The organism is Leifsonia shinshuensis (assembly GCF_013410375.1).
In the GTDB taxonomy this organism is placed as follows: Bacteria; Actinomycetota; Actinomycetes; order Actinomycetales; family Microbacteriaceae; genus Leifsonia; species Leifsonia shinshuensis.
On record NZ_JACCFL010000001.1, the window covers coordinates 121,869 to 147,008 of the forward strand.

Here is a 25,140-nt window from a genome sequence, read left to right on the forward strand (position 1 = left end):
CGGGTGGAGACCGTGACGAGCCCTTTCGATGTGCGGCGCTAGTCCGTGGGCGCCGGTCCGGTCGAGGACCGCACCACGAGCTCCGGCTCGAAGAGGAACTCCTCCGGCGGGATCGTCTCGCCGGCGATCTGCTGCGTGAGCAGCTCCATCACCATCCGTCCCATCGGCTCGATCGGCTGACGCACCGTCGTGAGCGGGGGCTCGACGCAGCCCATCAGAGCAGAGTCGTCGTAGCCGACGACCGAGACGTCCTGGGGGACGCGCAGTCCCGCACGGCGGACGGCGCGGATCACGCCGAGCGCCAGCGGGTCGCTCGCGCAGACGATGCCGGTCACACCGGTCTGGAGGAGCCGGGTGGCCGCCGCCTGTCCCGACTCGAGCGTGTAGTGGGACCGCATGACCCTGCTCGGTTCGAACTCGAGGCCGGCCCGGGCGAGCTCCCGCTCGGCCGCCTCGAACTTGCGGCGCGACGGCACATGATCCTTGGGCCCGAGGACGAAGCCGATCTTCGTGTGGCCGAGCTGCACCAAGTGCCGGACCGCCAGCTGGGTGGCCACGGCGTCGTCGCACGAGACGGCGGAAAAACCCAGCCCGTCGACCGGCGCGCTGACGAGCACCGTCGGCAGCTTCACGTCCCGCAGCTTCTCGTAGTGCTCGTGCGACCCCGCCTCCTGCGTGTAGAGCCCGCCGGCGAAGACCACCCCGGAGACCTGCTGCTGCAGCAGGAGGTCGATGTAGTCGGCCTCGGAGATGCTGCCGGCGGTCTGCGTGCAGAGCACGGGCGTGTAACCGTTCTGGGCCAGGGCGCCCCCGACGACCTCCGCGAACGCCGGAAAGATCGGGTTGGACAGTTCCGGAAGCACCAGCCCGACCAGCCGAGGGCGTTCGCCGCGCAGCTTCGTCGGACGCTCATAGCCGAGGACATCGAGCGCGGTCAGCACCGCCCTCCTGGTCGGCTCCGAAACCCCCGGCTTGTCGTTGAGGACGCGACTCACGGTCGCCTCACTGACCCCGACCTTGCGGGCCACCTCTGCTAGTCGCCTGGACACGGGAACACGATAGCGCAGGCGCGTGAAAATCGGTGACGAAACTTTGCAAGATTTGCAGAGCGGCGCTGCAGACCGAGCCCGTGAACGCTCGGACCGAACTCTCTGACACGCTCTAGGCGAGTGCCGCCTCGGCGAACACGTGAGCTCTCAGCGACTCCGGCAGCATCTCCATCCCGATCCCCGGCGCGAGCGGCGCGCGGTAGCGACCGCCGACCAGCTCGACCGGCGCGACGAAGTGCTCGTGCAGGTGCTTGGTGTACTCGATCATCCGGCCCTCCTGCGTGCCGGACACGGCCACGAAGTCGAACATCGAGAAGTGCTGCACCGCCTCGCAGAGCCCGACGCCGCCGGCGTGCGGGCAGACCGGGACGCCGAACTTCGCCGCCAGCAGCAGGATGGCGATGTTCTCGTTCACACCGGCCACGCGGGTCGAGTCGATCTGCACGATCGCAGCGGCGTCGGCCTGCAGCAGCTGCTTGAACAGCACCCGGCTCATCCCGTGCTCCCCGGTCGCGATCCGCACCGGCGCGACCGCGCGGGCGATCGCCGCGTGGGCGAGCACGTCGTCGGGGCTGGTCGGCTCCTCCACCCAGGCGAGGTCGAACGGCTCCAACGCGTGGATCCACTTGATCGCCTGGTCCCGGTCCCAGCGCTGGTTGGCGTCGATGGCGATCCGGATGTCCGGGCCGACCTCCGCGCGCGCGATGCCGAGGCGGCGCACGTCGTCCTCCAGCCGGTCGCCGACCTTGAGCTTGATCTGCTGGAAGCCCTCGTCCACGGCCTCCCGCGCGAGGCGCCGCAGCTTCTCGTCCGGGTAGCCCAGCCAGCCGGGGGTCGTCGTGTAACCGGCATAGCCGGTGCGCAGCAGCTCGGCCTCCCGGTCCGCACGGCCCGGCTCGGCGGCGCGCAGGATCGCGAGCGCATCGTCCCGGGTGAGGGCGTCGCTGAGGTAGCGGAAGTCGACCAGGTCCACCAGCTGCTCCGGCGTCATGCGCGCGAGAAGCTGCCACAGCGGGAGGCCCGCGCGCTTGGCCTTGAGGTCCCAGAACGCGTTGACGACAGCGCCGATGGCCATGTGCATCACGCCCTTCTCCGGGCCCAGCCAGCGCAGCTGCGAGTCGTGCACGAACTCCCGCCAGAACCCGCCCAGGTCATCCAGGATCGCCTCGACGTCGCGCCCGATCACCCGGTGCGCCACCGCCTCGATCGCGGCGACCTGGACGTCGTTGCCGCGGCCGATGGTGAAGACGAAGGAGTGACCCTCCAGCCCGTCCGGAGCGTCGGTGCTCACGCGGAGGTAGGCGGCGGAGTAGTCCGGGTCGGGATTCATCGCGTCGGAGCCGTCGAGGAGGGCGGACGTCTCGAAGCGCACGTCCAGGGTCTCGAAGTCGGTCACGGTAGTCATAGGCAACATCCTATTGGATATAGGTGTCGGACGCCAGTCGTGCAGCGCACCCTGGATACAAGAGACGCCCACGTGCACAGGCACGTGGGCGTCGGGTCGGCGCTGGCGGCGGCTACTGCCCCTCCGCCTCCTCCAGACTCGTCGCGATGCGCGTGTACGACTTGGTGATGTGGTCGAGCATGGCCTTCTCGGCGCGCGCGGGATCGCCGGCCCGCAGCGCCTCCAGCACGGCCTCGTGCTCGCCCGACGTCTCCTCGACGACACCGTGCTTGAAGTAGATCCGGTACTGGTGCATGTGCGAGCGGAGCCGGAAGATCGCGTCGGCCAGCAGGGCGTTCCCGGAGTGCAGCGCGATGAGGCGGTGGAACTCGGCGTCCTGGTTGGCGAAGTCCTTGTAGTCCTTGAACCGGTCGTCGCCGGTGTGGGCGGCCGCGCCACTGCGGTGCATGTCGTCGCAGAGCCGCTCGAGCTGGTCCAGGGTCTCGGCGTCGATCTCGCCGGCCGCGTTGCGGGTGGCGTACGGCTCCAGCAGGCGCCGCATCTCGAACAGCTCGCGCAGCCCGTCGGCGTCCAGCAGCGGAGCGGCGGTGTAGCCCTTGAGCGCCTTCTTCACGACCAGCCCCTCGGACTCCAGGCGCGCGAGAGCCTCGCGCACGGGCGTGGGCGAGACGCCGAGCTGGCGGGCGATCCCGTCGATGCTGGCCCGGCTGCCCGGCTCGATCACCTGGTCCATGAGCAGGCCGAGCACGGCGTCGTAGACGTCGTCGGCCAGCGCCCGCCTGGCCGGCAGGAAGTGTTCGCTGGGGGAGGGTTCGATGCTCATGTGCACATCCTAGGCTCGCGTGCCTGCTAGATAGAGGAAAGAGGATGCAGGATCGCGGGCGGCGTCAGGCCGTCGGCCTCCAGCTCCGCCCACAGCTCCTCCGGCACGGGCGGAGCCGCGAGCGCGGCGTTCCGGACGATCTGCTCCGGCGTCTCCGCGCCGAGCACGACGGTCGAGACGGCGGGATTCCGCAGGGGGAACTGCACGGCGAGGTGCGGGAGGGTGACGCCGTACGGCGCCGCGACATCGGCGATCCAGCGCGCGCGCTCGATCAGGGCGGCCGGCGCCGCTCCGTAGTCGAACGTCGCCCCGGCGCCCGGCCGCTCGGTCGCGAGGATGCCGGAGTTGAAGACGGCCGCGACCACGACCTCCACCCCGCGCTCCTGCGCGGCCGGGAGCAGGTCGGCCGCGGCGGTGCCGTCCAGCAGCGTGTAGCGGCCCGCGCACATGACCACGTCGAGGTCCGTGTTCCGCACGAAACGCTCCAGCATCGCGGACTGGTTCATGCCCGCACCGTACGACCGGATGACGCCCTGCGAGCGCAGCTCCTCCAGGGCGGGGAAGGCGCCGTCCAGCGCCTCCCGCTCGTTCTCGTCCGGATCGTGGACGAACAGGATGTCGATGCGGTCGAGGCCGAGCCGGCTCAGCGAGTCCTCCACCGACCGCAGCACGCCGTCGCGGGAGTAGTCGAGGCGGCGGCGCCGCGTCGCGGGGACGTCGAAGAGGTTCGCGATGTCGGTGTCGCCCGGCCGGTACTCCGGGTTCGGCTCCAGGATCCGGCCGACCTTGGTCGAGACGACGTACTCGTCGCGCGGGAGGCCGCGCAGCCCCTCGCCGAGGCGCTCCTCCGCGAGGCCGAGGCCGTAGTGCGGCGCCACGTCGAAATAGCGGATGCCCGCCTCCCACGCCGCCGGGACGATCCCCGGCCAGACGTCGTCCGGCCGGGCGCTGTAGAGATTGCCGAGCGCGGCGACGCCCAGGCCGACGGGACCGCGCTGCGCCGGCCCGTCCGTCGGGATGCCCATCTCAGGCCACCCGCCGGTCGTCGATCGCGTCGAAGTCCCACTCGATCCCGAGCCCCGGGGCGTCCGGCGCGACCCCGTGACCGTCGCGGACGACCAGCTCCCGCTTGGTCACCGCGCGCAGTTGCGGGATGTGCTCCAGGTAGAGCGCGTTCGGCACGGCGCAGCACAGCGACACGTGCAGCTCCATCAGGAAGTGCGGCGCCACCGCGACATTGAACGACTCGGCGAGGTGCGCGACCTTCAGCCACGGCGTGATGCCGCCGACCCGCGCGACGTCCACCTGCACGATGGAGGCGGCGCCCGCCTGCAGGTACTCGCGGAAGTGCCCGACCGAGTACATCGACTCCCCCACCGCGATCGGCAGCGTCGTCGACTCCGCCAGCCGGCGGTGCCCTGCGACGTCCTCGGCCGGCAGCGGCTCCTCGAACCAGAAGATGTCCAGCGGCTCGAACAGCGCCGCCCGCCGGATGGCCTCCGCCGCCGTCATCGACTGGTTGGCGTCGACCATGATGTCCATGCCGGGACCGACCGCCGCGCGCACGGCGGCCAGGCGCTCGGCGTCCTCGTGCCCGCGCGGCTTGCCCACCTTGATCTTCACCCCGTTCAGGCCGCGCCTCTGCGACTCCACCGCCTGCGCGACGAGCTCGTCCGTGTCGTAGTGCAGCCAGCCGCCTTCGGTGTCGTACAGCGGGATGCTCGGTCGCGAGCCGCCCGCGGCGACCCACAGCGGAAGCCCGGAGGCCGTGCAGCGCGCATCCCACACGGCGGTGTCCACGGCGGCGAGCGCCAGCGACGTGATCGCGCCGACTGTAGTCGCTCGCGTAGCCGAGAAGAGAGCGCGCCACACGGCCTCCGGACGATTGACGTCCATGCCGACGAGCACGTCGAGCAGGCAGGTCCGCAGGAGGCTCAGCACCGCCTCGCCTCCGGTGCCGATCGTGTAGCTGTAGCCGACGCCCTCCACGCCCCCGGCCGTCCGCAGCCGGACGAAGATCGTCTCCTGCTTGAGGAACGACTGCACGGCGTCGGTGCGCACGGTCTCGACCTCGAGATCGCTCAGCCACGCCTCGGCGCTGACGATGGTGCCGTCGACGGCGAGGCGGGCGGTGGGCGGGGCGAGGGTCATGCGTGTCCTGCTTTCTGGGTGGATGGTCGGTGCGCGGGCGCCGCGGTCAGCGCCCGCCGAAGCCGCCGAGCGCGACGCCCTTGATGAGCTGGCGCTGGAGGACGGCGACGATGATGAGCGACGGGATGATGGCGATGGTGGAGGCGGCCATCATCAGGCTCCACTGGGTGCCGTGCTCGCCGGTGAACATCGAGAGCCCGAGCGGCACGGTCGCCAGGTCCTGGCTGTTGATGATGATGAGCGGCCAGAGGTACGAGTTGTAGTAGCCCACGAAGGAGAACACGCCGAGCACGGAGATCGGGGCGGCGAGCTGCGGGAGCAGCACCGACCAGAGCGTGCGGAAGCGCGAGGCGCCGTCGATGAGGGCGGCCTCCTCGAACTCGATCGGGATGGTCAGGAAGAACTGCCGCAGCAGGAACGTCCCGAACGCCGTGAACGCGAACGGGATGATGAGCGCGACATAAGTGTCGACCAGCCCGAGCTGGTTCATCATGATGAACAGCGGGACGACCAGCACCTCCTGCGGCAGCACCAGCGTGAGCACGTAGAGCAGGAACAGCCGGTCGCGGTACTTGAACCGCAGCCGCGAGAACGCGTACGCGGACAGCACCGCCACCACGACGGACAGCAGCGAGCCGCAGAGCGCGACGAAGAAGCCGTTGAAGATGAACCGGCCGAACGGCACCAGCGTCCACGCGTCGACGAAGTTGGACCACTTCACCTCGGAGCCGATGAACGACGGCGTGGGCGAGAACACCTCCGACTCGGGCTTGAGCGCCGAGAAGAACATCCAGATGAACGGGAACGTGAACACCAGCGCGACGACCGTGACCGCCGCCGTGTTCAGCCAGGTCTTGGCGACGACCTTCCGCTGGGCGGGGCGCAGCCGGCGCCGCACCCTGGTCGCTTCACTTGTCATAGTTGACCCACCTCTTCTGTCCCGCGAACTGCAGCGCGGTGATGAGCATGACGACGATGAACAGCATCCAGGCGAGCGCGGACGCGTAGCCGAGCCGGTCGAAGACGAAGCCGTTGCGGTACAGGTAGAGAACGAACGTGTTCGTCGACTCCCCCGGGCCGCCCTGCGTCAGGATCTGCGGCTGCACGAAGACCTGGAAGGCGCCGATCATCGTCATGGTCATGGTGAAGAACAGCGCGGGCGAGATCATCGGCAGGATGATCGAGCGCATCCGCTGCCAGGCGTTCGTGCCGTCCATCCGGGAGGCCTCCAGCAACTCCTTCGGGATGCCGGCGATGCCCGCCGAGAGCACGATGACGTTGTAGCCGAACGACTGCCACACCGACATCGCGATCACCGAGGCCAGCGCGAACCGGGAGTCCGACAGCCAGCTCGGCCCCTGGACGCCGATCGCGTGCAGCGCCGAGTTCACGATCCCGTTGTCGCTGAGCAGCAGCCGCCACACCAGCGCGTTCGCGACCATCGGAGTGATCGCCGGGAGGAAGAAGATCACGCGCCAGAATCCGGCGCCCTTGACCCGGGTGTTCAGCCACAGCGACACCGCCAGGGCGAGCAGGAGGTTCAGCGCCGTGTAGACGAACGCGAAGATCACCGTGTTCAGAAGGACGGTGTAGAAGGTCGGGTCGCTGAACAGCTTCTGGTAGTTGGCGAACCCGACGAACGTCGGCGTCCCGAACAGCGGCCACTCGAAGAGGCTGATGACCAGCGACCCGAGCAGCGGGACCAGGATGAAGAACGTGAAGCCGGCGAGGCCCGGCCACAGGTAGGCCAGCGCGGTGAGGCCGTCGCCCTTCCGCCTCCTCCGGCCGCGCGGCGGCGTGGGATGCGGAACATGGAACGGGCGGGTCGGGGGCGCGGCGGACGCCGCCGTCTCCTCCGAGACGACGGCGCCCGTGATCAGTGGCGAGGACATCCGCCTACTGCCCCACCGAGTTCTGGATGGTGGTCAGCACATCCTTGGCGGTCTTGTCACCCCGGTAGCCCTCGACTCCGTACTGGGTGAACAGGGTCTCGACCTGGTTCCAGGTCGGGGTGGTGAGCTGCGCCTTCGCGTCCTTCAGCAGGGCCTGCACCGCGCTGTACGCCTCGGCGGACTTGCCGTCGGCCCACGCCGACTGCGCGTCCGGGCGCGAGGGGACGATGCCGCGCTTCTCGGCCTGGCCCTTCAGGACGCTGGTGTCGGTCATGGCCATGATCGCCTTGAACGCGCCGTCCGGGTCCTTGCAGTTCTTCGCGATGCCGAAGCCCGAGCCGGCCGTCATGCCCTTGGCGTCGCCCGACGCGGTCGGGACGATGGTGACGCCGAGCTTGAACTTGGCGGCGGCGGCGAAGGTGCCGTACATCCACGGTCCCTCGATGAGCATGTCGCTCGCTCCGGAGGTGAACGCGGACTGCGCGACGTCGGAGCCGTCTGCGGCCTCCGGCGCCTTGGCGATGCCCTCCTTCGACACCAGGTCGAAGTAGGACTGCACGGAGTCGACCAGCTTGGAGTTGGTCAGGTCGAGCTTGCCGCCCTTGACCGCCTCGGCGCCGTCGGCGATGGCCCACGCGTTCGGGATGAAGAAGCCCGGCTCGATGGCGAACGCCTTGTGGTCGGCCGTGGTCAGCTTCTTCGCGTCGGAGAGGAACTGGTCACGGGTGTAGGTCGAGCTCGGCAGCGCGAGACCGGCCTTCTGGAACGCGTCCGCGTTGTAGTAGAGGACGATCGGCTCGGCGTCGTAGGGGATGGCGCGGATGCTGCCGTCCACCGTCATGCCCTTGAGCATGGAGGCGTCGAACTTCGACGTGTCGAGGTTGTACTTCTTGATCAGGTCGGTGAGCGGCATCAGCAGCCCGGAGAGCTCCTGGGCGCGGGCGGCCTGCGTGGTCAGCAGGCAGGGCGGGTTGGACCCGCTCAGCCGGGTCTTCACCTTGGTCCAGTAGTCGTTGAAGCTCGGGCCCGAGATCGTCACGTCCAGCTTCGGGTCGACCTTCTTGCCGAGGTCGATGAAGCCCTGCCACTGGTCGCGGTCGCTCTGGCTGCTGACCCAGGTGTACATGCTGATCGGGCCGCCGGAGGCGCTGCCGCCTCCGCCGCCCGCACAACCGGCGAGCGCGGTGAGCGCTCCTGCCAGCAGAATGGCGGTACCGGCCCGTACCGCTGCGCGCTTGGTTCGTGGTGTCACGTGCTGTGCCTCCTCCATTGGATTCATCAAAGTGATCGCCGTGTTGGCGCGATCCTATAGGGTGTTTGATATAGGTTTCAAGTAGTCCGGCGGATCTACCCGGCGAGCGGCTCGAAGTCGATCGCGAGGACGTCGATCGCGGCTCCGGAGGCCGTCGGCGCCGGGATGTGCAGCTCGCCGAGCGGCTCGCCGTTCTGCTCGACCTGCTCGTGGACCTCGACGTTGACCTCGAACGGCAGCTCCTCGCCGGTCGCCAGCAGCCGCACCGAGCGGACCCGGCCGACCGGGATGCCGCGCACGACGACCTGCTCGATCGGACGCATGACGAGGTGGAGGTAGAGGGTCCCCTGCCGCGCGGTGGACGGCCCGTAGAAGTCGACGCCCCTGGTGGGCGAGACGCCGACGACGCTCTCCGCGTGGGTGTCCATCCACGCGCCGATCTCCTCCAGGGTCCGCACCTGCGACGCGTTGAGACTGCCGTCGCCCTTGGGGCCGATGTTGAGCAGGAGGTTTCCGCCGCGGGAGGCGACCTCGATCAGGGTGGTCAGCAGCGAGACCGTGCTCTTGCTCTTGGTGTCGCCCGGACGCCACGCCCACATCTGGCCGATGGTGAGGCAGAGCTCCCACGGCCCCTCCGGAGCGGTGACCGGGAAGCCTTGCTCCGGGGTCTTGTAGTCGCCCTGGCCGAGCAGCCGGTCGTTGATGACGACGTCGGGCTGGAGGGACTTGATGAGCGCACGCAGCCCGGCGCTGTCCCACTCCTCCTCCGACCGCTCCCACTCGCCGTCGAACCAGAGCAGGTCGATCGTCCCGTAGCCGGTGAGGAGCTCGGTCAGCTGGCCGCGCAGGTAGTCCTGGTAGCGCGCCCACTGCTCGGGGGTCGGCCGCCGGTGCCGGTCATCGGCGACGGGGGTTCCCGCGTTGGCCGGGTCGCCCGCGGCCGGCCAGTGCTCGAGCGGGTACGGCCGGTCGTCCATCGTGAACGCCGGGTAGTCGGGGTGGTTCCAGTCCGGGAGGCTGTAGTAGATGCCGACGCGGATGCCCTCCGCATGGATCGCCTCCACGAACTCCCGCGTGATGTCCCGGCCGAACGGCGAGTGCTGGATGCCGAAGTCCGAGTGCGCGGTGTGGAACATCGAGTAGCCCGCGTGGTGCCGGGCGGTGAAGACGACGTAGCGCGCACCGGCGCGCTTGGCGAGCCGGGCGAGCGCGACGGCGTCCCACTCCACCGGGTCGAACGTCGCGGCGGTGGACTGGTACTGCTCGACCGTCACCGTGTCCTCGACGCGGTCGGAACCGGGGATGATGGAACGACCGACCAGCGGCCAGGAGATCTCGATGCCTTGCTGACTGGCGTGGTCCCAGTGCACGAACAGGCCGAAGCCGGCTCCGGTGAACCATTCGCCGCCCGGCAGGCGGACGAGGTCGGTGCGCACGAACGAGTCGGGCGCCGCGGTGAGGGTGGGGGTCACGGAACGAACTCTCCTTCGAGTGGGTCTTTCGACTGGGTCTTTCGAGTGAAGCCTATTGCCTATAGGATATCTGGCAGCGGATCCCACCACAACGATTCCGCGAATCGCATCCGTTCAGCGCAGAAGGAGAAGCTCCGCGTGGCCATGTTCACAGACGACCCCGTCCGCCCCGAGAACTACCGCCGGTTCGAGCGGGACCTCCCGCAGTGGTTCGGCGACGCCAAGCTGGGCGTCTTCGTGCACTGGGGCCCCTACTCGGTCCCCGCGTGGGCGGAGCCGATCGGCGAGCTCGGCACCATCGAGAAGGAGTACTGGTTCGCGCACAACCCGTACGCCGAGTGGTACTACAACACCATCCGCATCGAAGGCAGCCCGGCGGCCGAGCACCAGCGCGAGGTCTACGGCGGCGCCCCCTACGACGACTTCCTCGACCAGTGGGACCCCGCCGAGTTCGACCCGGAGGAGTTCATCGCCCTGGTGAAGAGCACCGGAGCCGGCTACTTCGTGCCGACGACCAAGCACCACGACGGCGTCACCCTCTGGGACGCGCCAGGCACCGATGGCCGCAACACCGTCGCCCGCGGCCCGCGCCGCGACCTCGTCGGCGCCTTCGAGAAGGCGACGCGCGACGCCGGCCTCCGTTTCGGCGTCTACTACTCGGGCGGCCTCGACTGGCACTTCTCGCAGCTGCCGCCGATCACCTCGGACGGCCAGCAGTTCGGCCGCCCCGTCGACGCGGCCTACGCCGAATACGCGTACAAGCACGTCGACGACCTGATCGAGCGCTACTCCCCCGACATCCTCTGGGGCGACATCGAGTGGCCCGACGCGGGCAAGCCGTCCGGCCCGTTCAGCATGGAGAACCTGTTCGAGAAGTTCTACGCCACCCGACCGGACGGCGTCTCCAACGACCGCTGGGGTGAGACGCACTGGGACTTCCGCACCAGCGAGTACCAGCAGGGCACCGCCGTGGAGGCCTCCGGCGCCTGGGAGAACTGCCGCGGCATCGGCTTCTCGTTCGGCTACAACCAGGTCGAGGACGAGACGCACCTGCTCAGCGGCCCGGAGGCGGTGAAGTCGTTCGTGGACATCGTCTCCCGCGGCGGCAACCTCCTCCTCAACGTCGGCCTGACCGCCCGCGGCACCGTGCCCGACCTGCAGCGCCGGACGCTGGAGCACCTCGCCGCGTGGAACGCCGTGAACGGCGACGCCGTCTTCGGCTCGACCAGGCTGGACTCGGCGATCGCCGGCGCCTCGGACGAGCCGTGGCTGCGCTGGACCCGCACCGGCGCCGTCGCCAACGCGTTCGTGGACGCGGCCGGAACGGTCCGCCTCCCGGCCTCCGCCGCCGTGGACGCGGCGAGCACCCGCCTCGCCGACGGCACCCCGGTCACGGCCTCCCGCGACGGCGACGCGATCGTCGTCACGCTGCCGGAGCCCGCGGTCGCCGGACCCTCGCTCGTCCGTTTCGACCTGGCCGAGTGACATGACGGTCGACGCCCACCTGCACCTCTGGGACCTGGACCGGGTCGCGTACCCGTGGCTGACCGCCGCGCTCGCCCCGATCGACCGCACCTTCGCGTTCGCCGAGGTGGAGCCCCAGCTGGAGCGGGCGGGCGTCGACCGCGTGGTCCTCGTCCAGGCCGCCGACTCCGTCGAGGACTCGGCGGCGATGTTCGCCGTGCCTTCGCCCATGGTGGCGGGGGTCGTGGCCTGGGTGGACCTGCTCGACCCCGCGGCGGCGGCGCTCCAACTCGACCGGTGGTCGGAACATCCGTCGTTCGTCGGGGTCCGCCACCTCATCCACGATGAGCCGGACGCCGACTGGCTGGGCAGGCCTGCTGTGCGCGCCTCGCTCGCGCTGCTCGCGGAGCGGGGCCTGAGCTTCGATGTGATCGGGGTGCTCCCCCGGCACCTGGAGCACGCGGTCTCGATCGCCGACGAGCTGCCGTCCCTGCGCCTCGTCATCGACCACCTGGGCACGCCGCCGGTTGGAGCGCCCGACGCCGAGCCGTGGGCCGGGCTCATCACCGAGCTCTCCCGGCGCCCGAACGTGTTCGTCAAGCTCTCCGGCCTGACCACGCTCGGCGGCGGGTCGGACGCGGCGCGGCTGCGCCCCTACGTCGAGCACGCGCTCGACGCGTTCGGGGCGGCGCGGACGCTGTACGGCGGCGACTGGCCGGTGTCGACCCTCGCCGGACCCTACGCGGAGACCTGGGCGACGGCGCAGGAGCTGCTAGCAGGGGCGTCGGAGGACGAGCAGGAGGACGTGTTCACGCGGGCGGCGGCGCGGGCGTACCGGTTGGACTCATAGTCACGCCGCCGGCCCCGCCTCCCGTCACGGCCGCTCCCGCAGCCCCGGCGTCATCGCCAGCCCCGCGAAAGCCTGCCGCGCGAACCGCGCGATGTACCGGCGCAGGTTCTCGACCTCTTGCGGGTCCCAGCCGAGGGTGACCTCGTCCACCTGCGCCTGCGCGACCGCCATGATGCGTTCGCCCAGTTCGCGGCCGGCGTCGGTCAGCGCGACGAGCACGCTGCGCTCGTCGCTCGGGGACGGCACCCGCGCCACCAGCTCGATCTCCTCCAGGCGCCGCACGATCTTGGAGATGTTCGCCTTGCCCGTGCCCAGCGTCGCCGCCAGATCGGTCGGGCGAAGGGCGCCGCGGTAGGCGAGCTGGTTGACGACGACGAACATGGGGATGTCGTCGACCGGGAAGCCGATCTTCTCCATCACCCGCACGCGCACCTCCCGGCTGTCCGCCCAGTGCACGATCGACGCGATCGACAGGCGCAGGTCGAGGGGGTCCTGCTCGATGACCGGGGAGAGGTCGGGGGCCTCCGACACGCTGCCACCTCCTTCTCGTCGCGTCGTGACAGTATCGCAGCCGGCGAGGCCGATCGGCGCCCGGCTCACCCCTCCCGCACGACGCTCACCGGACCGAGAAGCCCGTGCGGCCGGACCACCGTGACATGCGCCTCCTGCCGCCCGAGCAGGAACAGCCCCATGTCCGGGATGTCGTCGTAGTAGCCGCGCGCGATGAGCCGGTTGTTCAGCGAGCTGGCCACCCGGACGACGACCGTGTTGACGCCCGCCCTGGCGGCAGCCGTGATGTCGACGACCGGGCGGGAGGTGTCGAAGCCGACGGCCTCCCCGCCGTTCAGCACCACGCTTCCCAGGCCGCCCGCGGTCGAGCCGAGGTCGAGCAGCAGCCGCTCGCCCGGCGCGGCGGCCGCGTCCAGCGCGAACGAGGCGCGGTACTCCGCGACGCCCGACACCTCGGGTCCGACGCCGGGCAGGTCGCTCCACGGCAGGAGGTCCGATCCCGTCACCGGCAGCGTGGTCACCGCGGTCGCCGGGCGCACCTCCCGGGTCTCGTAGCCGAGGCCGCGGTCCTCCACGATGAGCTCGTTCTCGCCCGCGTCCCAGCTCTCGACGGCGATGGACCAGCCGCCGACCTCCCGCACGACCTCGCGCGCGGCGACCGCCGACGCCACCGGAGCCTGCGAGCGGTCCACGGTGAGCAGCGCGGTCTCGCCGGGCGCCAGCGCCACCGTCAGCACCGTGCGGTCGCCGTCGGCGCGCACCCCGCGGTGCTCCGCGAGGTCGCCGCTCCACGGGTCGACCCGGTAGGGCGTCCCGACGCCGGGCAGCGCGACCTCCACGACCGTGTCCTCGCCGGTCTCGTAGAGGAAGTGGTACAGGTACACGTGCAGGAGTTCGCCGTCCTCGCGCAGGTAGCCGAGCACGTTGCGGTTCTCGGCGACGAACTCGGCGCGGCCCACGACCCCCAGCCGGCGCAGCGCCGCCACCGTCTGTGCGGGGTCGTCCACCTCCGCCACGGTCGGGAGGCCGCGCAGCTCGGCCATGGTCGCGGCGAGCTCGTCGTCGCGGTGGTCGAGGCCGGGCGTGCGGGAGGCGGCGCGCTCGTTCACGACGTGCTCGCCGCGCAGGAGCAGTCTGAGCTCGCGGGCCCCGTTCACGATCAGCACCCGGAGGCCCTGCCGGGCCCAGTCCAGCAGGTGCTGCGCGACGTCCGCGCTCAGCGCCTCCTGGTACACGATCAGCGCCTGGTAACCCGGGCCGTCCGGCTGCACCAGCCCCTCGCGGAGGACGATGTCGTCGCGGAGCAGCAGCGACCCGTCCAGGAACTCGTAGCTCCAGCCGGCGTCCTGCATCCCGAGGTCCTGCCACCAGTGGTTCTCGCGGTTCCGCATCCAATGCCGCCCGTAGGCGACCTCGTCGGGGATCCGCTTCCCGGCCTCGTCGAGGAAGGACATCCCCGACATGTTGTCGACGAAGTGGTCGGTGCGGAGGATTCCCACATCGATGCGCGGGCGGCCCTGCCGCAGCAGGTACTGGTACCGGCCGACGGCCCTGTTCCACTGCGGGTAGAACTCGCTGGCCGGCTGGCGCAGGTCGAAGCGCTCGGAGAAGCCCGGCCACATCCCCTCGTGCCCCGGCCACTCGGTCGCACCCTCGGCGCCCGCCGTGCTGGCCCAGCCGTGCAGCACCGTCTTGGTGATGCCGGCGGCGAGCTGCGTCGCGATGATCTGGTCGTAGAACCGGTGGTCGAGCATGTGGTTGCGCGTCGTCGCGCCGGTCTCGGACGAGTACTGCTTGCCGAACAGGTGCGCCGGCCCGGCGAGGAGGCGATAGGCGTCGATCTGCGAGCCGAACTCAAGCGACTCGGTCTCGATCCCGTCGACCTCCGGACCGGGACGGGTGAGCTCGAACGGCAGGCCGTAGCTGATCTCGGAGCGCAGCAGGATGCCGTTCTCGTGCAGGAAGGCGGCGAACGGCCGCAGCATGTTCTCGATGTAGAGGTCGGTCAGCGTCTCCACGTAGTCGTGGCGCACCTTCTCGACGGCCGCGCGCTGGGCGCCCGTCGGCTGGTACCGGTAGGTGGTGGCCGAGGCCATCAGCAGCACGCTGCGGGTGAGGAACGGCAGCCACGGCGTGATGTCGTAGCCGCGCCGCTCGCGGAACTCCCGCGCGACCGACGCGCCCCAGAACAGGCCGCCCTCGCCCCAGGTGTTCAGCTCGAGGGAGTCCATGTACATCTGCGCGCGCGGGTTGCGGGCGATCAGCTCGCGCAGCTCCGGCGTGAGGACAGTCGAGCCCCAGTAGTCGATCACCGCGTCGACGCCGGCGCGGTCGAGGTAGTTCACCGTGTAGTTGACGCTCGCGGACGGGGACGCCGTCTGGCCGGTGCCGTGCGACCAGAAGGTGAACAGCCGCCACTCGCGGTCGTCGGCGGGCTCCCAGTCGAGCGCGCCGTCCGCGACGAGCGGGGTGAGATCGAGGACGCCGTCGGCGTCGAGGACCCCGTCCGCGACCAGCGGCGCGGCGACGACGGCGAAGAACTCCTGCGTCTTCGGCGCCACCCGGTGCCCGGGCAGCAGGCTCTCCTCCCGCTGTGCGTCCAGGTCGATCCGGCGGAGCGCGCCGCTGCGGCCCGCGCCGGCCCGGACCTCCTCCACGACGACGTTCAACTCGCGCGCCGCCGCCGGGTGGTCGGGGTCGATCGTCGGCAGGTTCGCGTTGGACCAGTTCGTGCCGGAGGTGAAGCTCACCGACATCTCGCGCGCCGTGGTCTCCTCGACCACGAGCTGCGAGTCGTGCACCCACTCCTCAGAACCCCAGCCGTACCGGGAGTGGTCGATCGCCTGCTCGTCCATGGCGAGGAACTCTATCCCGCCGAAGCCGAGCCGGTGCGCAGCGTCGATCTCGAAGCGGAGGGTGCGGTCGGTGTGCAGGCCCTCGGCCAGCCACCAGCGCAGCTCCGGGCGGTACTCGATCGGCGGGTCCTGGAGCGCGGCGCGATGCGCGTCGAGGGGACGGGGCTGGTCGGCTGCGGGCATCGGCGATCTCCTTCGAACGACGGCTGGTGTCGGGAGCATAGCAGTTATTGTCGCTACGACACCATATGATCGGTGCCACGTCGGTCGAAGAGAATGGTCGGCATGCAGCCCGAGATCCCGCCCCCCGACGTGGACGCCCTGGCGCGCCGGGCCCTGGACCTGGTCCCGGCCGGAGCCGGACGCGCGATCGTCGGCATCGCCGGCAGCCCCGGCTCCGGCAAGACCACCCTCGCCCGCGCGGTGGTGGACGCCGTGAACGAGCGGGCCGGGATGCCGATCGCCGCGTACCTCCCGATGGACGGCTTCCACCTGGCCGACGCCACCCTGGAGGCGCTCGGCCGCCACGACCGCAAGGGCGCGATCGACACCTTCGACGGCTGGGGCTTCGTCGCCCTGCTGGAGCGGGTCCTCGCCGAACAGGACCACCCGGTCTACGCGCCCGCGTTCGACCGCTCCGTCGGCGAGCCGATCGCCGGCAGCCTGGCGGTCCTCCCGGAGACCCGGCTCGTCGTCGTGGAGGGCAACTACCTCCTGGCTCCGACGGAGCCGTGGGGGCGCCTCCGTCCCCTGCTGGCCGAGACCTGGTTCGTCGCGACGCCGGAGGAGGAGCGGCTGCGCCGGCTGGTCGACCGCCACACCCGCCACGGCCGCACCCCGGACGCGGCGCGGGCTTGGGCGCACGACGTCGACGGCGCGAACGCCCGCCTCATCGAGCCGACCGCGGCGAGCGCGACACTGATCGTGGACGGCGGACTCCCAGTCGGCGCTGCTTAGGCTGGAGGCCATGACCGACACTTTCGACACCGTCACGATGTTCGGCGCGGACTGGTGCCGCGACTGCATCCGCTCCAAGGCCCTCCTCGACCGCCTCGGCGCCGACTACGAGTACATCGACCTCGTCGCCCAGCCCGAGCAGGCCGACCGCGCCCAGGCGATCAGCGGCCGCACCAACATCCCGGTGATCGTGTTCCCGGACGGCCGCCACTTGGTCGAGCCGAGCGACACGGAGCTGCAGGCGGCGCTGGGGGTCTAGCCTCCGAGCACCACCAACTCCCGCGTCGACCGCGTCATCGCCACGTACCGGTCGACCGCGCCCTCGATCCCGTCGCCGAACCCGTCCGGGTCGAGCAGCACCACGAGGTCGAACTCGAGCCCCTTCGACTGCGCGGGGGTGAGGACGCGGAGGCGGTCGGACGGGGACGGCCGGCGCGGCGCGCCCTCGGCCGCGATGAGTGCCCCGATCCCTGCCGGGTTCGCCGAGAGCCATGCCGCCACGATCCCGTCCAGCTCGTCCCGGCGCCCCCGCACCACCGGCAGCCCGCTGCTGCGGACCGACGTGGGCACGTTCGCGTCCGGGATGGCCGCCCGGATCACCGGAGCGGCCTCCGCCATGATCTCCTCCGGGGTGCGGTAGTTCACGGTCAGCGTGGACACCCGCACCTCGGGGAGGCCCGCCGCGGCCAGCCGCTCGGCCCACGATGACGCGAACCCGTGCCGCGCCTGTGCGCGGTCGCCCACGATCGTGAAGCTGCGCGACGGGCAGCGCCGCAGCAGCATCCCCCACTCGGCGTCCGTCAGCTCCTGCGCCTCGTCCACGACGATGTGCGCGAACGGCCCCGCCAGCAGGTCGGGGTCGAGGCTCGGGAGGGCGGCCTCGTCGATCAGGGAGCGCTGCGCGTCCTCCACCTTCAGCATCGTCACCAGGCCCTCGCCGTCGTCCGCGGCGATCAGGTCGTCGACCACGCGGTTGCGGCCCTCGCGCTCGAAGGCGAGCACGGCCTCGCGCTCCCGGCGGACGCGGTTCGCGGCCGGGTCGCCGATGCGCTGCCGGGCGGCGTCGAGCAGCGGGAGGTCGGACACCGTCCACGCCCGCGGCTCGGCGCGCTGGAGAGCCTGGACCTCGTCCTCGGTCAGCCACGGCGCGCACGCGCGCAGGTAGGCGGGCACCGAGAACAGGTCCCCCAGCACGCCGGCGGGGTCGAGGAGCGGCCACGCGCGCGTGAAGGCGGCGCGGAGCCCGTCGTTCCGCGTGAGCTGGCGGCGCAGCGCGGCTGCCGGGACCGCGTCGCCGGCCTTCGCCACCAGGATGGTCAGCAGCTCCTCCCACACCTCGTCGCGCGCCTCGTCGTGCGGGGCGCCGGCGCCGGCCGCGTCGAACGCGTCCGCCCAGTCCTCCGGTGCGAGCGGGAGGTCGGCCCACTCGGTCTCCACGACCATCCCGCGCGACGGCGGGACCTCGTGGTACCGCACCGCCCGCTCGACGGCCGTCACCATCGCCGCCGACGCCTTGAGCCGGGCGACGGCCTCGTCCGGCTCCGCCCCCGCGGTCGCGCCCTCCGGCAGCAGGTCGCGCAGCGTGCAGAGCTGCACGCCCTCCTCGCCGAGGCTGGGGAGCACGTCGGAGACGTAGGAGAGGTAGGCGGGGCTCGGGCCGACGAACAGCACGCCGCCGTGCCCCTGGGAGAGCCGCGGGTCGGAGTACAGCAGGTAGGCGGCGCGGTGCAGGGCGACGACGGTCTTGCCCGTTCCCGGGCCGCCGTCGACCACGAGCGCCCCGCGCGAGCCGTCCCGGATGATGGCGTCCTGGTCGGCCTGGATGGTGGCGAGCATGTCCCGCATCCGCGGCGACCGGCTCGCGCCCAGGCTCGCGATGAACGCGGACTGGTCGTCCAGCGCGGCGCGCTCGGTCGCGTCGTCCAGGGCGTCCGGCGCGAACACCTCGTCCCAGTAGTCGGTGATCCGGCCGCCGGTCCAGCGGTAGCGGCGCCGGCTGACCAGCCCCATCGGGTCGCCGAGCGTCGCGCCGAAGAACGGCTCGGCGGCGGGCGACCGCCAGTCGACCAGCAGCTTGCGGCCGTCGGCGTCGGTGAGCCCGAACCGGCCGATGTAGACGGTCTCCGCGGTCGTGGTGACCATCCGCCCGAGGCAAACGTCCAGCCCGAATCGGCCGAGGGCGCGCAGCCGGGCGCTGAGGCGCCGCACCTCGGTGTCCCGGTCGAGCGCCTTCTGACCGTGCCCTCCCGGCGCGCGGAGCTCGGCGGCGAGCTGGTCGGACAGCTCTGCGACCGTCCGGCGGAGGGTTCCATCGATGGCGGCGAAGTGCCGTTCGTCGTCGGCGATGAGGGCGGGAGCGGACTTGGCGTGGAGGTTCTCGGGCAGGGCGAAGGCAGGCGAGGAGGCAGTCACGAGGGTCGATTCTGCGCCCTGACCGGGGCCTTGCCGCAAGCCCCCTGCCCTCCCGTATCCTGGAAATGCAGGGGGACGCGTCAGGCGGGACGCGTCAGGCGAGACGGGCCGGGGCGCCGTGGCCGGGGCAGACGAGGCGCGGCGCGGAGGCCGTGATCGCGGAGATCGTCGCGTCCGCCGCCGCCCGGTCGCTGATGAGCAAGCCGGGGAAGTGCACGAGCCGGCCTCCGGAGACGCGGGCGGCATCGCCGATGAACGCGACCCCGCGCCAGCGGACGACGTGATGCCCCGGCGTGTGGCCCGGCGCCGGGACGGCGACGACGGCCGGTGCGACCTCGGTCTCCGCGTCGTCCGGGAGCGCGGTCAGCTCCGGGAGCTCGGGCCGGCCCAGCCAGCCCGAGCGGAACATCGCGCGGCGCGTCCGCGTGGGCGCCGGCTCCTCGCCGCGCAGGATCCGCACGTCCGCCGCGCCGAGCCACACCCTCGCACCCGTCGCCCGCTGCACGGCGGCCGCGGCTCCGACGTGGTCGGGGTCGTAATGCGTCAGCACGACATCGGTGACCGCCGGGATGCGGGCGGCCGCCAGCTCCGCGACGACGCCCGCCGCGCCCGAGCGGAGCCCCGTGTCGATCAGCACCGCCCGGTCGCCCTCCTCGATCAGGTAGGCATTGCCGGCACGGCCGACTGCAGCCGGTGGACTCGGGGGATGACCTCGCGCATGAGTGGGATGCTAGTCCGCGGCGCCTCTCCTCGTCTCCGCCCTCTCCCCCGGATTCAGTTCCAGGACCGGACAATCCCATCCATGTCTCCTGTTGGACATCTCGCCGGTTCCAGCGGAGGCTGGCGCCATGACAGACATGCAGTACACGCAGCTGGGCCGTTCCGGGCTGAAGGTGTCGCGACTGGTGCTCGGCACGATGAACTTCGGACCGGAGACGTCGGCGGAGGACTCGTTCGCGATCATGGACGCCGCCCACGCCGCCGGGATCAACTACTTCGACACCGCGAACGTGTACGGCCGCAGCCAGGGCCGCGGCGCGACCGAGTCGATCATCGGCGACTGGCTCGCGCAGGGCGACGGCCGCCGCGAGCGCACCGTCCTCGCCACCAAGCTGTACGGCGCGATGGGCGACTGGCCCAACGAGGGCAAGCTGTCCGCCCTCAACATCCGCCGCGCGCTCGACGCCAGCCTGAAGCGACTGCAGACCGACTACATCGACATCTACCAGTTCCACCACGTCGACCGGGACACCCCCTGGGACGAGATCTGGCAGGCGATCGACGTCGCCATCGCCCAGGGCAAGATCCTCTACGCCGGCTCCAGCAACTTCGCCGGCTGGCACATCGCGACGGCCCAGGCGGAGGCCCGCTCGCGCGGCACCCTCGGCCTGGTCAGCGAGCAGTCGATCTACAACCTCCTCACCCGGCAGGTGGAGCTGGAGGTCCTCCCGGCCGCGCAGGCGAACGGCGTCGGTGTGATCGCCTGGTCGCCGCTGCACGGCGGACTGCTCGGAGGCGTGCTGCGCAAGCAGAACGAAGGCCGGCGCCGCCTGGAGGGCCGCGCGGCGGAGACGCTCGCCACCCACCGCGACGCGATCGAGGCCTACGAGTCGTTCGCCGCCGACCTCGGCCACGAGCCGGGCGACATCGCGCTGGCGTGGCTGCTTTCCCGGCCCGGCGTGACCGGGCCGATCATCGGCCCGCGCACGCACGAGCAGCTGGAGGCGGGCATCCGCGCGCTCGACGTCCACCTGGACGAGGCCGCGCTGGCCCGGCTGGACGAGATCTTCCCCGGACACAAGACGGCGCCGGAGGACTACGCCTGGTAAGCGGGCGCCCCGACCCACGACCCGAACACGCAAGGAGAACGAATGAAGTACCGCGCACTGGCCGACCTGCAGGTCTCCGCGATCGGCCTCGGCGGAATGCCCATGTCGATCGAGGGGCGCCCCGATCGGGCCCGCTCGATCGCGACCGTGCACGCCGCGCTGGACGCCGGCGTCACCCTGATCGACACGGCCGACGCCTACCACGTCCACGCCGACGAGGTCGGCCACAACGAGGAGCTCATCGCCGAGGCGCTGCGCAGCTGGAGCGGCGACGCCTCCACCGTCCTGGTCGCGACGAAGGGCGGCCACCTGCGGCCCGGCGACGGCAGCTGGACGGTCGACGGCCGTCCGGAGCACATCCGCGAGGCCGCTCTGGAGTCGCTGCGCCGACTCGGCGGCGACGCGGTCGGCCTGTACCAGTTCCACCGGCCCGACCCGGCGGTCCCCTACGCGGACTCGGTCGGCGCGGTGCGCGACCTCCTCGACGAGGGACTGATCCGCTACGCCGGCATCTCGAACGCGAACCCCGAGCAGATCCGCCAGGCGCAGGAGATCCTGGGCGGCCGGCTGGTCTCGGTGCAGAACCAGTTCTCACCGGCCTTCCGTTCGAGCGAACCGGAACTGCGGCTGGCCGACCAGCTGGGAATCGCGTTCCTCCCGTGGAGCCCCCTCGGCGGCATCTCGAACGCGAGCGACCTCGGCGACCGGTTCGCCCCGTTCGCCGACATCGCCTCCGCACGCGGCATCAGCCCGCAGGTGGTCGCGCTGGCGTGGCACCTCGCGCAGAGCCCGCACGTCATCCCGATCCCGGGCGCATCCCGGCCGGAGACGATCCTGGACTCGCTCACCGCGGTGGACGTGGAGCTCACGGGCGAGGAGCTGGCGGCGCTGAACGCGGCGTGAGCGGGGCTTCTCAGGCGGAGATCGTGGAGGCGTCGACGGGAGTCGGCGCCTCCACCCGCGCGAGCTGCCGCAGGAACGCGGCGGCCGCCGGGCTCGGCTCGTCCGACACCGCGACCGCGACCGTCCACTCCGGCACGTCCCCGCTGAGCGTCACCGCGCGCAGCTGCTCCGGCCGCTTGCGCGCGAAGCTCGCCGGAACCACGGCGATGCCGAGGTTGTAGCCGACCAGGTCGAGCAGCGGGTGGACGTCGTTGACCTCCATCGCCGCGCGGTAGTCGAAACCCGCCGCCGCGAACGCGCGCCGGGCCAGCGTCTGCGCGGCCCAGCCCTCCTGGAAGCCGACCAGCGGCTCGCCGCGCAGCGCCTCGATCGGGACGCTGTCCTCGGCGGCGAACCGGTGTTCGGGATGGCACAGCACCAGCAGCGACTGCGTGCTCAGGGGCCGCAGCCGCACGCCGCCCGGGGTGTGGCCGGTGTCGACCACGACGGCGACGTCCGCGCGACCGCCGGCGACCGCGTCCACCAGCTCCTCGGAGCCCGAGTACCGCAACCGCACCTCCACGCCCGGGTTCGCCGTGCGGAAGGCCGCCAGCTCGGCCGGGAGGTCGACCGAGCCGAGGCAGGGCTCCGCGCCGATCGTGAGGCGGCCGCGCACGAGGCCGCGGACCGCGGCGACCGCGTTGCGCGCGGCCGCCGCGCTGGCCAGCGTGCGCACGGAGTCCGCCAGCAGCGCCTGGCCGGCGGTTGTCAGCTCGACCCGGCGCGTGCTGCGGATGAAGAGCGACGTGCCCAGCTCCTGCTCCAGCGAGCGGATCGAGGCCGACAGGCCCGACTGGGAGATCTGCAGCAGCTCCGCCGCGCGCGTGAAGTGCCGTTCCTCGGCGACGGTGACGAAGTGCTCGAGCTGACGAAGTTCCATTCAGCAAGAATACTGGTCAATCGCCCGCGCTCCATCGACGGGAGCGGAAGTCGACGCCTCGCCCCGGGGCCCTCCTGCCGGGCACAATGAGCAGCATGCGCATCCTCTTGATCGGTGCCGGCGGTGTCGGGAACGCCATCGCCAAGATCGCCGCCCGCCGGTCGTTCTTCGAGTCCTTCGTCGTCAGCGACTACGACCTGTCCCGGGCGGAGGCCGCGGTCGCCTGGATCCGCGGGCGCCACGGCGAGCGCGTCGCCGCGCGGTTCGCCGCGACCCGCATCGACGCCTCCGACCCGAGCTCGGTCGCCGCCGTCGCCCGCGAGCACCGCGCGACGCACGTCATGAACGCGGTCGAGCCGTCCTTCGTGGAGTCCATCTTCGCCGGGGCGCTGGCGGCGGGCGCCGACTACCTCGACATGGCGATGAGCCTCTCCCACCCGCACGAGACGGAGCCCTATCGGCGCACCGGGGTGAAGCTCGGCGACGCGCAGTTCGCCGAGAACCAGCGCTGGGAGGCTGCGGGCCGCCTCGCCCTGGTCGGCGTCGGCGTGGAGCCGGGGCTGTCCGATGTGTTCGCCCGCTACGCCGCCGACGAGCTGTTCTCGCACATCGACGAGCTCGGCACCCGCGACGGTGCGAACCTGGTGGTCCGCGACGACGACGGCAACGAGATCTTCGCGCCGTCGTTCAGCATCTGGACGACGATCGAGGAGTGCCTGAACCCTCCGGTGATCTTCGAGAAGCGCCGGCTCGGCGAGGAGGGCGGCGGCTGGTTCACCACCCCGCCGTTCAGCGAGCCGGAGGTCTTCGACTTCCCCGAGGGCATCGGGCCGGTCGAGTGCGTGAACGTCGAGCACGAGGAGGTGCTGCTGATGCCGCGCTGGCTGGACGCCGAGCGCGTGACGTTCAAGTACGGCCTCGGCGCGGAGTTCATCGGCGTCCTCAAAACCCTGCACCTGCTCGGGCTGGACTCTACCGCGCCGCTGCGCGTCCGCAGCGCGGCGGGGCCGGTGGAGGTCGCCCCGCGCGACGTGGTCGCCGCGGCCCTCCCCGATCCGGCGACGATCGGCCCGCGCATGACCGGCAAGACCTGCGCCGGCGTCTGGGTGACCGGCACCGGGAAGGACGGCCTCCCCCGCAGCGTGTACCTGTACCACGTGGCCGACAACGAGTGGACGATGCGCGAGTACGAGTCGCAGTGCGTGGTCTGGCAGACCGCGCTCAACCCGGTGATCGCGCTGGAGCTGCTGGCCAACGGCACCTGGTCGGGCGCGGGCGTGCTCGGCCCGGAGGCGTTCCCGGCCCGGCCGTTCCTGGAGCTGATGGAGCGGCCGGAGGCGGAGGGCGGCTACGGCCAGGCGTGGGGGCTGCGCGAGCCGTGAGGCCCGGCGGCCCGCGCTACACCCGCAGCACGCTGGGCCGCGGCAGGCCGAGGTCTTCGAGCAGGTCGCCGAGCTTCCGATCGAGCTCGTACCCCGCCTGCGTGATCTTGTTGTTGCCGAACCCGCGCAGCGGCGCGCTCGGCTGCTCGACGCTGAGGACGGTGCGGCCGCCGCGCGCGGCGTGGAGCTCGACGCGCAGAGGTGCGTAGAGCAGCGCCCCGGCGTCGTGCCGGTACATCCGGGCCGCCGTCGCGTAGTCGCCGACGAGGTAGCCCACGCTTGCCGTGTCCACGCCGCCGACCCGCATGACGGCGCTCGGGTCGCCGGTCCAGAACCGCACGAGGCCGTGCGTCGCCGGCCCTTCGAGCATCCTGGTCAGCGTCGACCAGTCCGCACGCTGGTCGAGCAGGCCGCGCTGCAGCCGCAGGTCGAGCTCCGGCACCTGCTCCTCGAACGCCCGGCGCAGCTGCGCGAACGGGACCTCCGCGTCCAGCTCGATGCGGCGCGCCTCGACGGCCTGGATGCGCTCGGTGGCGCAGTGCGTCACGCGACCACGGCGCCCGCGGCGGACGCGACCGCGAACGGCGGGACGCTCACGCCCTCGGTCAGCGCCTCGGCCGGATCGGCGCCGACGGCGAGGATGCGGTTCTGCGCGTCGACGTGCACGACGGTCGGCACGAACGTCCGCGCCTCCGCGTTGTCCAGCTGCGCGTAGGAGATCACGATGACGGTGTCGCCCACCTCGGCCAGGTGCGCCGCGGCGCCGTTGACGCCGACCACGCCGCTGCCCCGCTCGCCCGCGATCAGGTAGGTCTCGAACCGGGACCCGTTGGTCACGTCGACCACGGCGACCTGCTCGCCGGGGAGCAGGTCGGCGGCCTCCATCAGGTCGAGGTCGACGGTCAGCGAGCCCACGTAGTGGAGGTCGGCGTGGGTGACCGTGGCGCGGTGGATCTTCGACTTGAACATGGTGCGGAGCACGGGACGTTCCTTTCGTGGCCTGCGTCCATTGTCC

At 71.5% G+C, this 25,140-nt stretch carries 23 protein-coding genes; 7 read left to right on the forward strand and 16 right to left on the reverse strand.

What is annotated here, in order from left to right; all coding sequences use genetic code 11:
- Nucleotides 1-38: 38 nt before the first annotated feature.
- The 9 genes from HNR13_RS00580 to HNR13_RS00620 all read right to left on the reverse strand — a co-directional run bounded on the left by HNR13_RS00580 (nucleotide 39) and on the right by HNR13_RS00620 (nucleotide 10,044).
- Nucleotides 39-1,049 (reverse strand): substrate-binding domain-containing protein, encoded by a 1,011-nt coding sequence (locus HNR13_RS00580; RefSeq protein ID WP_179603963.1) that lies wholly within the window; start codon nucleotides 1,047-1,049, stop codon nucleotides 39-41.
- A gap of 112 nt (nucleotides 1,050-1,161) precedes the next feature.
- Nucleotides 1,162-2,454 carry an enolase C-terminal domain-like protein gene (locus tag HNR13_RS00585; RefSeq protein ID WP_179603964.1) on the reverse strand — a complete coding sequence of 431 codons (1,293 nt, stop codon included), beginning with the start codon at nucleotides 2,452-2,454 and terminating at the stop codon, nucleotides 1,162-1,164.
- 112 nt (nucleotides 2,455-2,566) lie between these two features.
- Entirely contained in the window at nucleotides 2,567-3,277 is a 711-nt protein-coding gene (locus tag HNR13_RS00590) for a GntR family transcriptional regulator (RefSeq protein WP_179603965.1), read from the reverse strand.
- A gap of 26 nt (nucleotides 3,278-3,303) precedes the next feature.
- Nucleotides 3,304-4,302 (reverse strand): aldo/keto reductase, encoded by a 999-nt coding sequence (locus tag HNR13_RS00595; protein ID WP_179603966.1) that lies wholly within the window; start codon nucleotides 4,300-4,302, stop codon nucleotides 3,304-3,306.
- A 1-nt stretch (nucleotide 4,303) separates the two neighbouring features.
- A complete protein-coding gene (locus HNR13_RS00600) occupies nucleotides 4,304-5,428 on the reverse strand; it encodes a mandelate racemase/muconate lactonizing enzyme family protein (protein WP_179603967.1) in 1,125 nt (374 codons plus the stop codon).
- 46 nt (nucleotides 5,429-5,474) lie between these two features.
- A complete protein-coding gene (locus tag HNR13_RS00605) occupies nucleotides 5,475-6,347 on the reverse strand; it encodes a carbohydrate ABC transporter permease (protein WP_179603968.1) in 873 nt (290 codons plus the stop codon).
- Nucleotides 6,337-7,320, reverse strand: a complete 984-nt coding sequence (locus HNR13_RS00610) for a carbohydrate ABC transporter permease (RefSeq protein WP_179603969.1) — start codon at nucleotides 7,318-7,320, stop codon at nucleotides 6,337-6,339. The genes HNR13_RS00605 and HNR13_RS00610 overlap by 11 nt, the downstream gene beginning before the upstream one ends.
- A 4-nt stretch (nucleotides 7,321-7,324) precedes the next feature.
- Complete coding sequence (locus tag HNR13_RS00615; RefSeq protein ID WP_343063380.1) at nucleotides 7,325-8,572, reverse strand: ABC transporter substrate-binding protein; 1,248 nt, start codon at nucleotides 8,570-8,572, stop codon at nucleotides 7,325-7,327.
- Nucleotides 8,573-8,667: 95 nt separating this feature from the next.
- Nucleotides 8,668-10,044 carry an alpha-L-fucosidase gene (locus HNR13_RS00620; protein WP_179603971.1) on the reverse strand — a complete coding sequence of 459 codons (1,377 nt, stop codon included), beginning with the start codon at nucleotides 10,042-10,044 and terminating at the stop codon, nucleotides 8,668-8,670.
- Nucleotides 10,045-10,188: 144 nt separating this feature from the next.
- Here HNR13_RS00620 and HNR13_RS00625 point away from each other — a divergent pair, with 144 nt between their 5' ends.
- Together HNR13_RS00625 and HNR13_RS00630 are read left to right on the forward strand one after the other, a co-directional pair.
- Complete coding sequence (locus tag HNR13_RS00625; protein ID WP_218881303.1) at nucleotides 10,189-11,529, forward strand: alpha-L-fucosidase; 1,341 nt, start codon at nucleotides 10,189-10,191, stop codon at nucleotides 11,527-11,529.
- A gap of 1 nt (nucleotide 11,530) precedes the next feature.
- Nucleotides 11,531-12,358: an amidohydrolase family protein gene (locus HNR13_RS00630; RefSeq protein WP_179603973.1), complete on the forward strand. Its 828-nt coding sequence runs from the start codon at nucleotides 11,531-11,533 to the stop codon at nucleotides 12,356-12,358.
- A gap of 24 nt (nucleotides 12,359-12,382) precedes the next feature.
- On the opposite strand, the gene HNR13_RS00635 is transcribed toward HNR13_RS00630, so the two are convergent.
- Nucleotides 12,383-12,889, reverse strand: coding sequence for a MarR family transcriptional regulator (locus HNR13_RS00635; protein WP_179603974.1), 507 nt, complete (start codon nucleotides 12,887-12,889; stop codon nucleotides 12,383-12,385).
- A gap of 65 nt (nucleotides 12,890-12,954) precedes the next feature.
- Nucleotides 12,955-15,906 carry a glycosyl hydrolase gene (locus HNR13_RS00640; protein WP_179603975.1) on the reverse strand — a complete coding sequence of 984 codons (2,952 nt, stop codon included), beginning with the start codon at nucleotides 15,904-15,906 and terminating at the stop codon, nucleotides 12,955-12,957.
- 102 nt (nucleotides 15,907-16,008) lie between these two features.
- Between HNR13_RS00640 and HNR13_RS00645 the strand changes: the two genes are divergently transcribed.
- The gene (locus HNR13_RS00645) at nucleotides 16,009-16,680 is read left to right on the forward strand and encodes a nucleoside/nucleotide kinase family protein (protein WP_246312689.1); all 672 of its coding nucleotides are present in this window, start codon (nucleotides 16,009-16,011) and stop codon (nucleotides 16,678-16,680) included.
- A gap of 10 nt (nucleotides 16,681-16,690) precedes the next feature.
- Entirely contained in the window at nucleotides 16,691-16,939 is a 249-nt protein-coding gene (locus HNR13_RS00650) for a glutaredoxin family protein (protein ID WP_179603976.1), read from the forward strand.
- On the opposite strand, the gene helR is transcribed toward HNR13_RS00650, so the two are convergent.
- Nucleotides 16,936-19,092, reverse strand: a complete 2,157-nt coding sequence (gene helR / locus HNR13_RS00655) for an RNA polymerase recycling motor ATPase HelR (protein ID WP_343063382.1) — start codon at nucleotides 19,090-19,092, stop codon at nucleotides 16,936-16,938. The two genes, HNR13_RS00650 and helR, sit on opposite strands and share 4 nt — an antisense overlap.
- 94 nt (nucleotides 19,093-19,186) lie before the next feature.
- The gene (locus tag HNR13_RS00660) at nucleotides 19,187-19,729 is read right to left on the reverse strand and encodes an MBL fold metallo-hydrolase (RefSeq protein WP_343063383.1); all 543 of its coding nucleotides are present in this window, start codon (nucleotides 19,727-19,729) and stop codon (nucleotides 19,187-19,189) included.
- Between the two features lie 220 nt (nucleotides 19,730-19,949).
- Between HNR13_RS00660 and HNR13_RS00665 the strand changes: the two genes are divergently transcribed.
- Nucleotides 19,950-20,921, forward strand: coding sequence for an aldo/keto reductase (locus HNR13_RS00665; protein WP_179608992.1), 972 nt, complete (start codon nucleotides 19,950-19,952; stop codon nucleotides 20,919-20,921).
- Between the two features lie 42 nt (nucleotides 20,922-20,963).
- The gene (locus HNR13_RS00670; protein ID WP_179603978.1) at nucleotides 20,964-21,824 is read left to right on the forward strand and encodes an aldo/keto reductase; all 861 of its coding nucleotides are present in this window, start codon (nucleotides 20,964-20,966) and stop codon (nucleotides 21,822-21,824) included.
- Between the two features lie 10 nt (nucleotides 21,825-21,834).
- Here HNR13_RS00670 and HNR13_RS00675 read toward each other — a convergent pair whose 3' ends face one another.
- Nucleotides 21,835-22,743 (reverse strand): LysR family transcriptional regulator, encoded by a 909-nt coding sequence (locus HNR13_RS00675; RefSeq protein WP_179603979.1) that lies wholly within the window; start codon nucleotides 22,741-22,743, stop codon nucleotides 21,835-21,837.
- Nucleotides 22,744-22,838: 95 nt separating this feature from the next.
- On the opposite strand from HNR13_RS00675, the gene HNR13_RS00680 reads away from it, so the two are divergent.
- Nucleotides 22,839-24,125, forward strand: a complete 1,287-nt coding sequence (locus tag HNR13_RS00680; protein ID WP_179603980.1) for a saccharopine dehydrogenase family protein — start codon at nucleotides 22,839-22,841, stop codon at nucleotides 24,123-24,125.
- 16 nt (nucleotides 24,126-24,141) lie between these two features.
- On the opposite strand, the gene HNR13_RS00685 is transcribed toward HNR13_RS00680, so the two are convergent.
- Together HNR13_RS00685 and panD are read right to left on the reverse strand one after the other, a co-directional pair.
- Nucleotides 24,142-24,672, reverse strand: a complete 531-nt coding sequence (locus HNR13_RS00685; RefSeq protein ID WP_179603981.1) for a hypothetical protein — start codon at nucleotides 24,670-24,672, stop codon at nucleotides 24,142-24,144.
- Nucleotides 24,669-25,106 (reverse strand): aspartate 1-decarboxylase, encoded by a 438-nt coding sequence (gene panD / locus HNR13_RS00690; protein WP_179603982.1) that lies wholly within the window; start codon nucleotides 25,104-25,106, stop codon nucleotides 24,669-24,671. The genes HNR13_RS00685 and panD overlap by 4 nt, the downstream gene beginning before the upstream one ends.
- Nucleotides 25,107-25,140 lie beyond the last annotated feature (34 nt).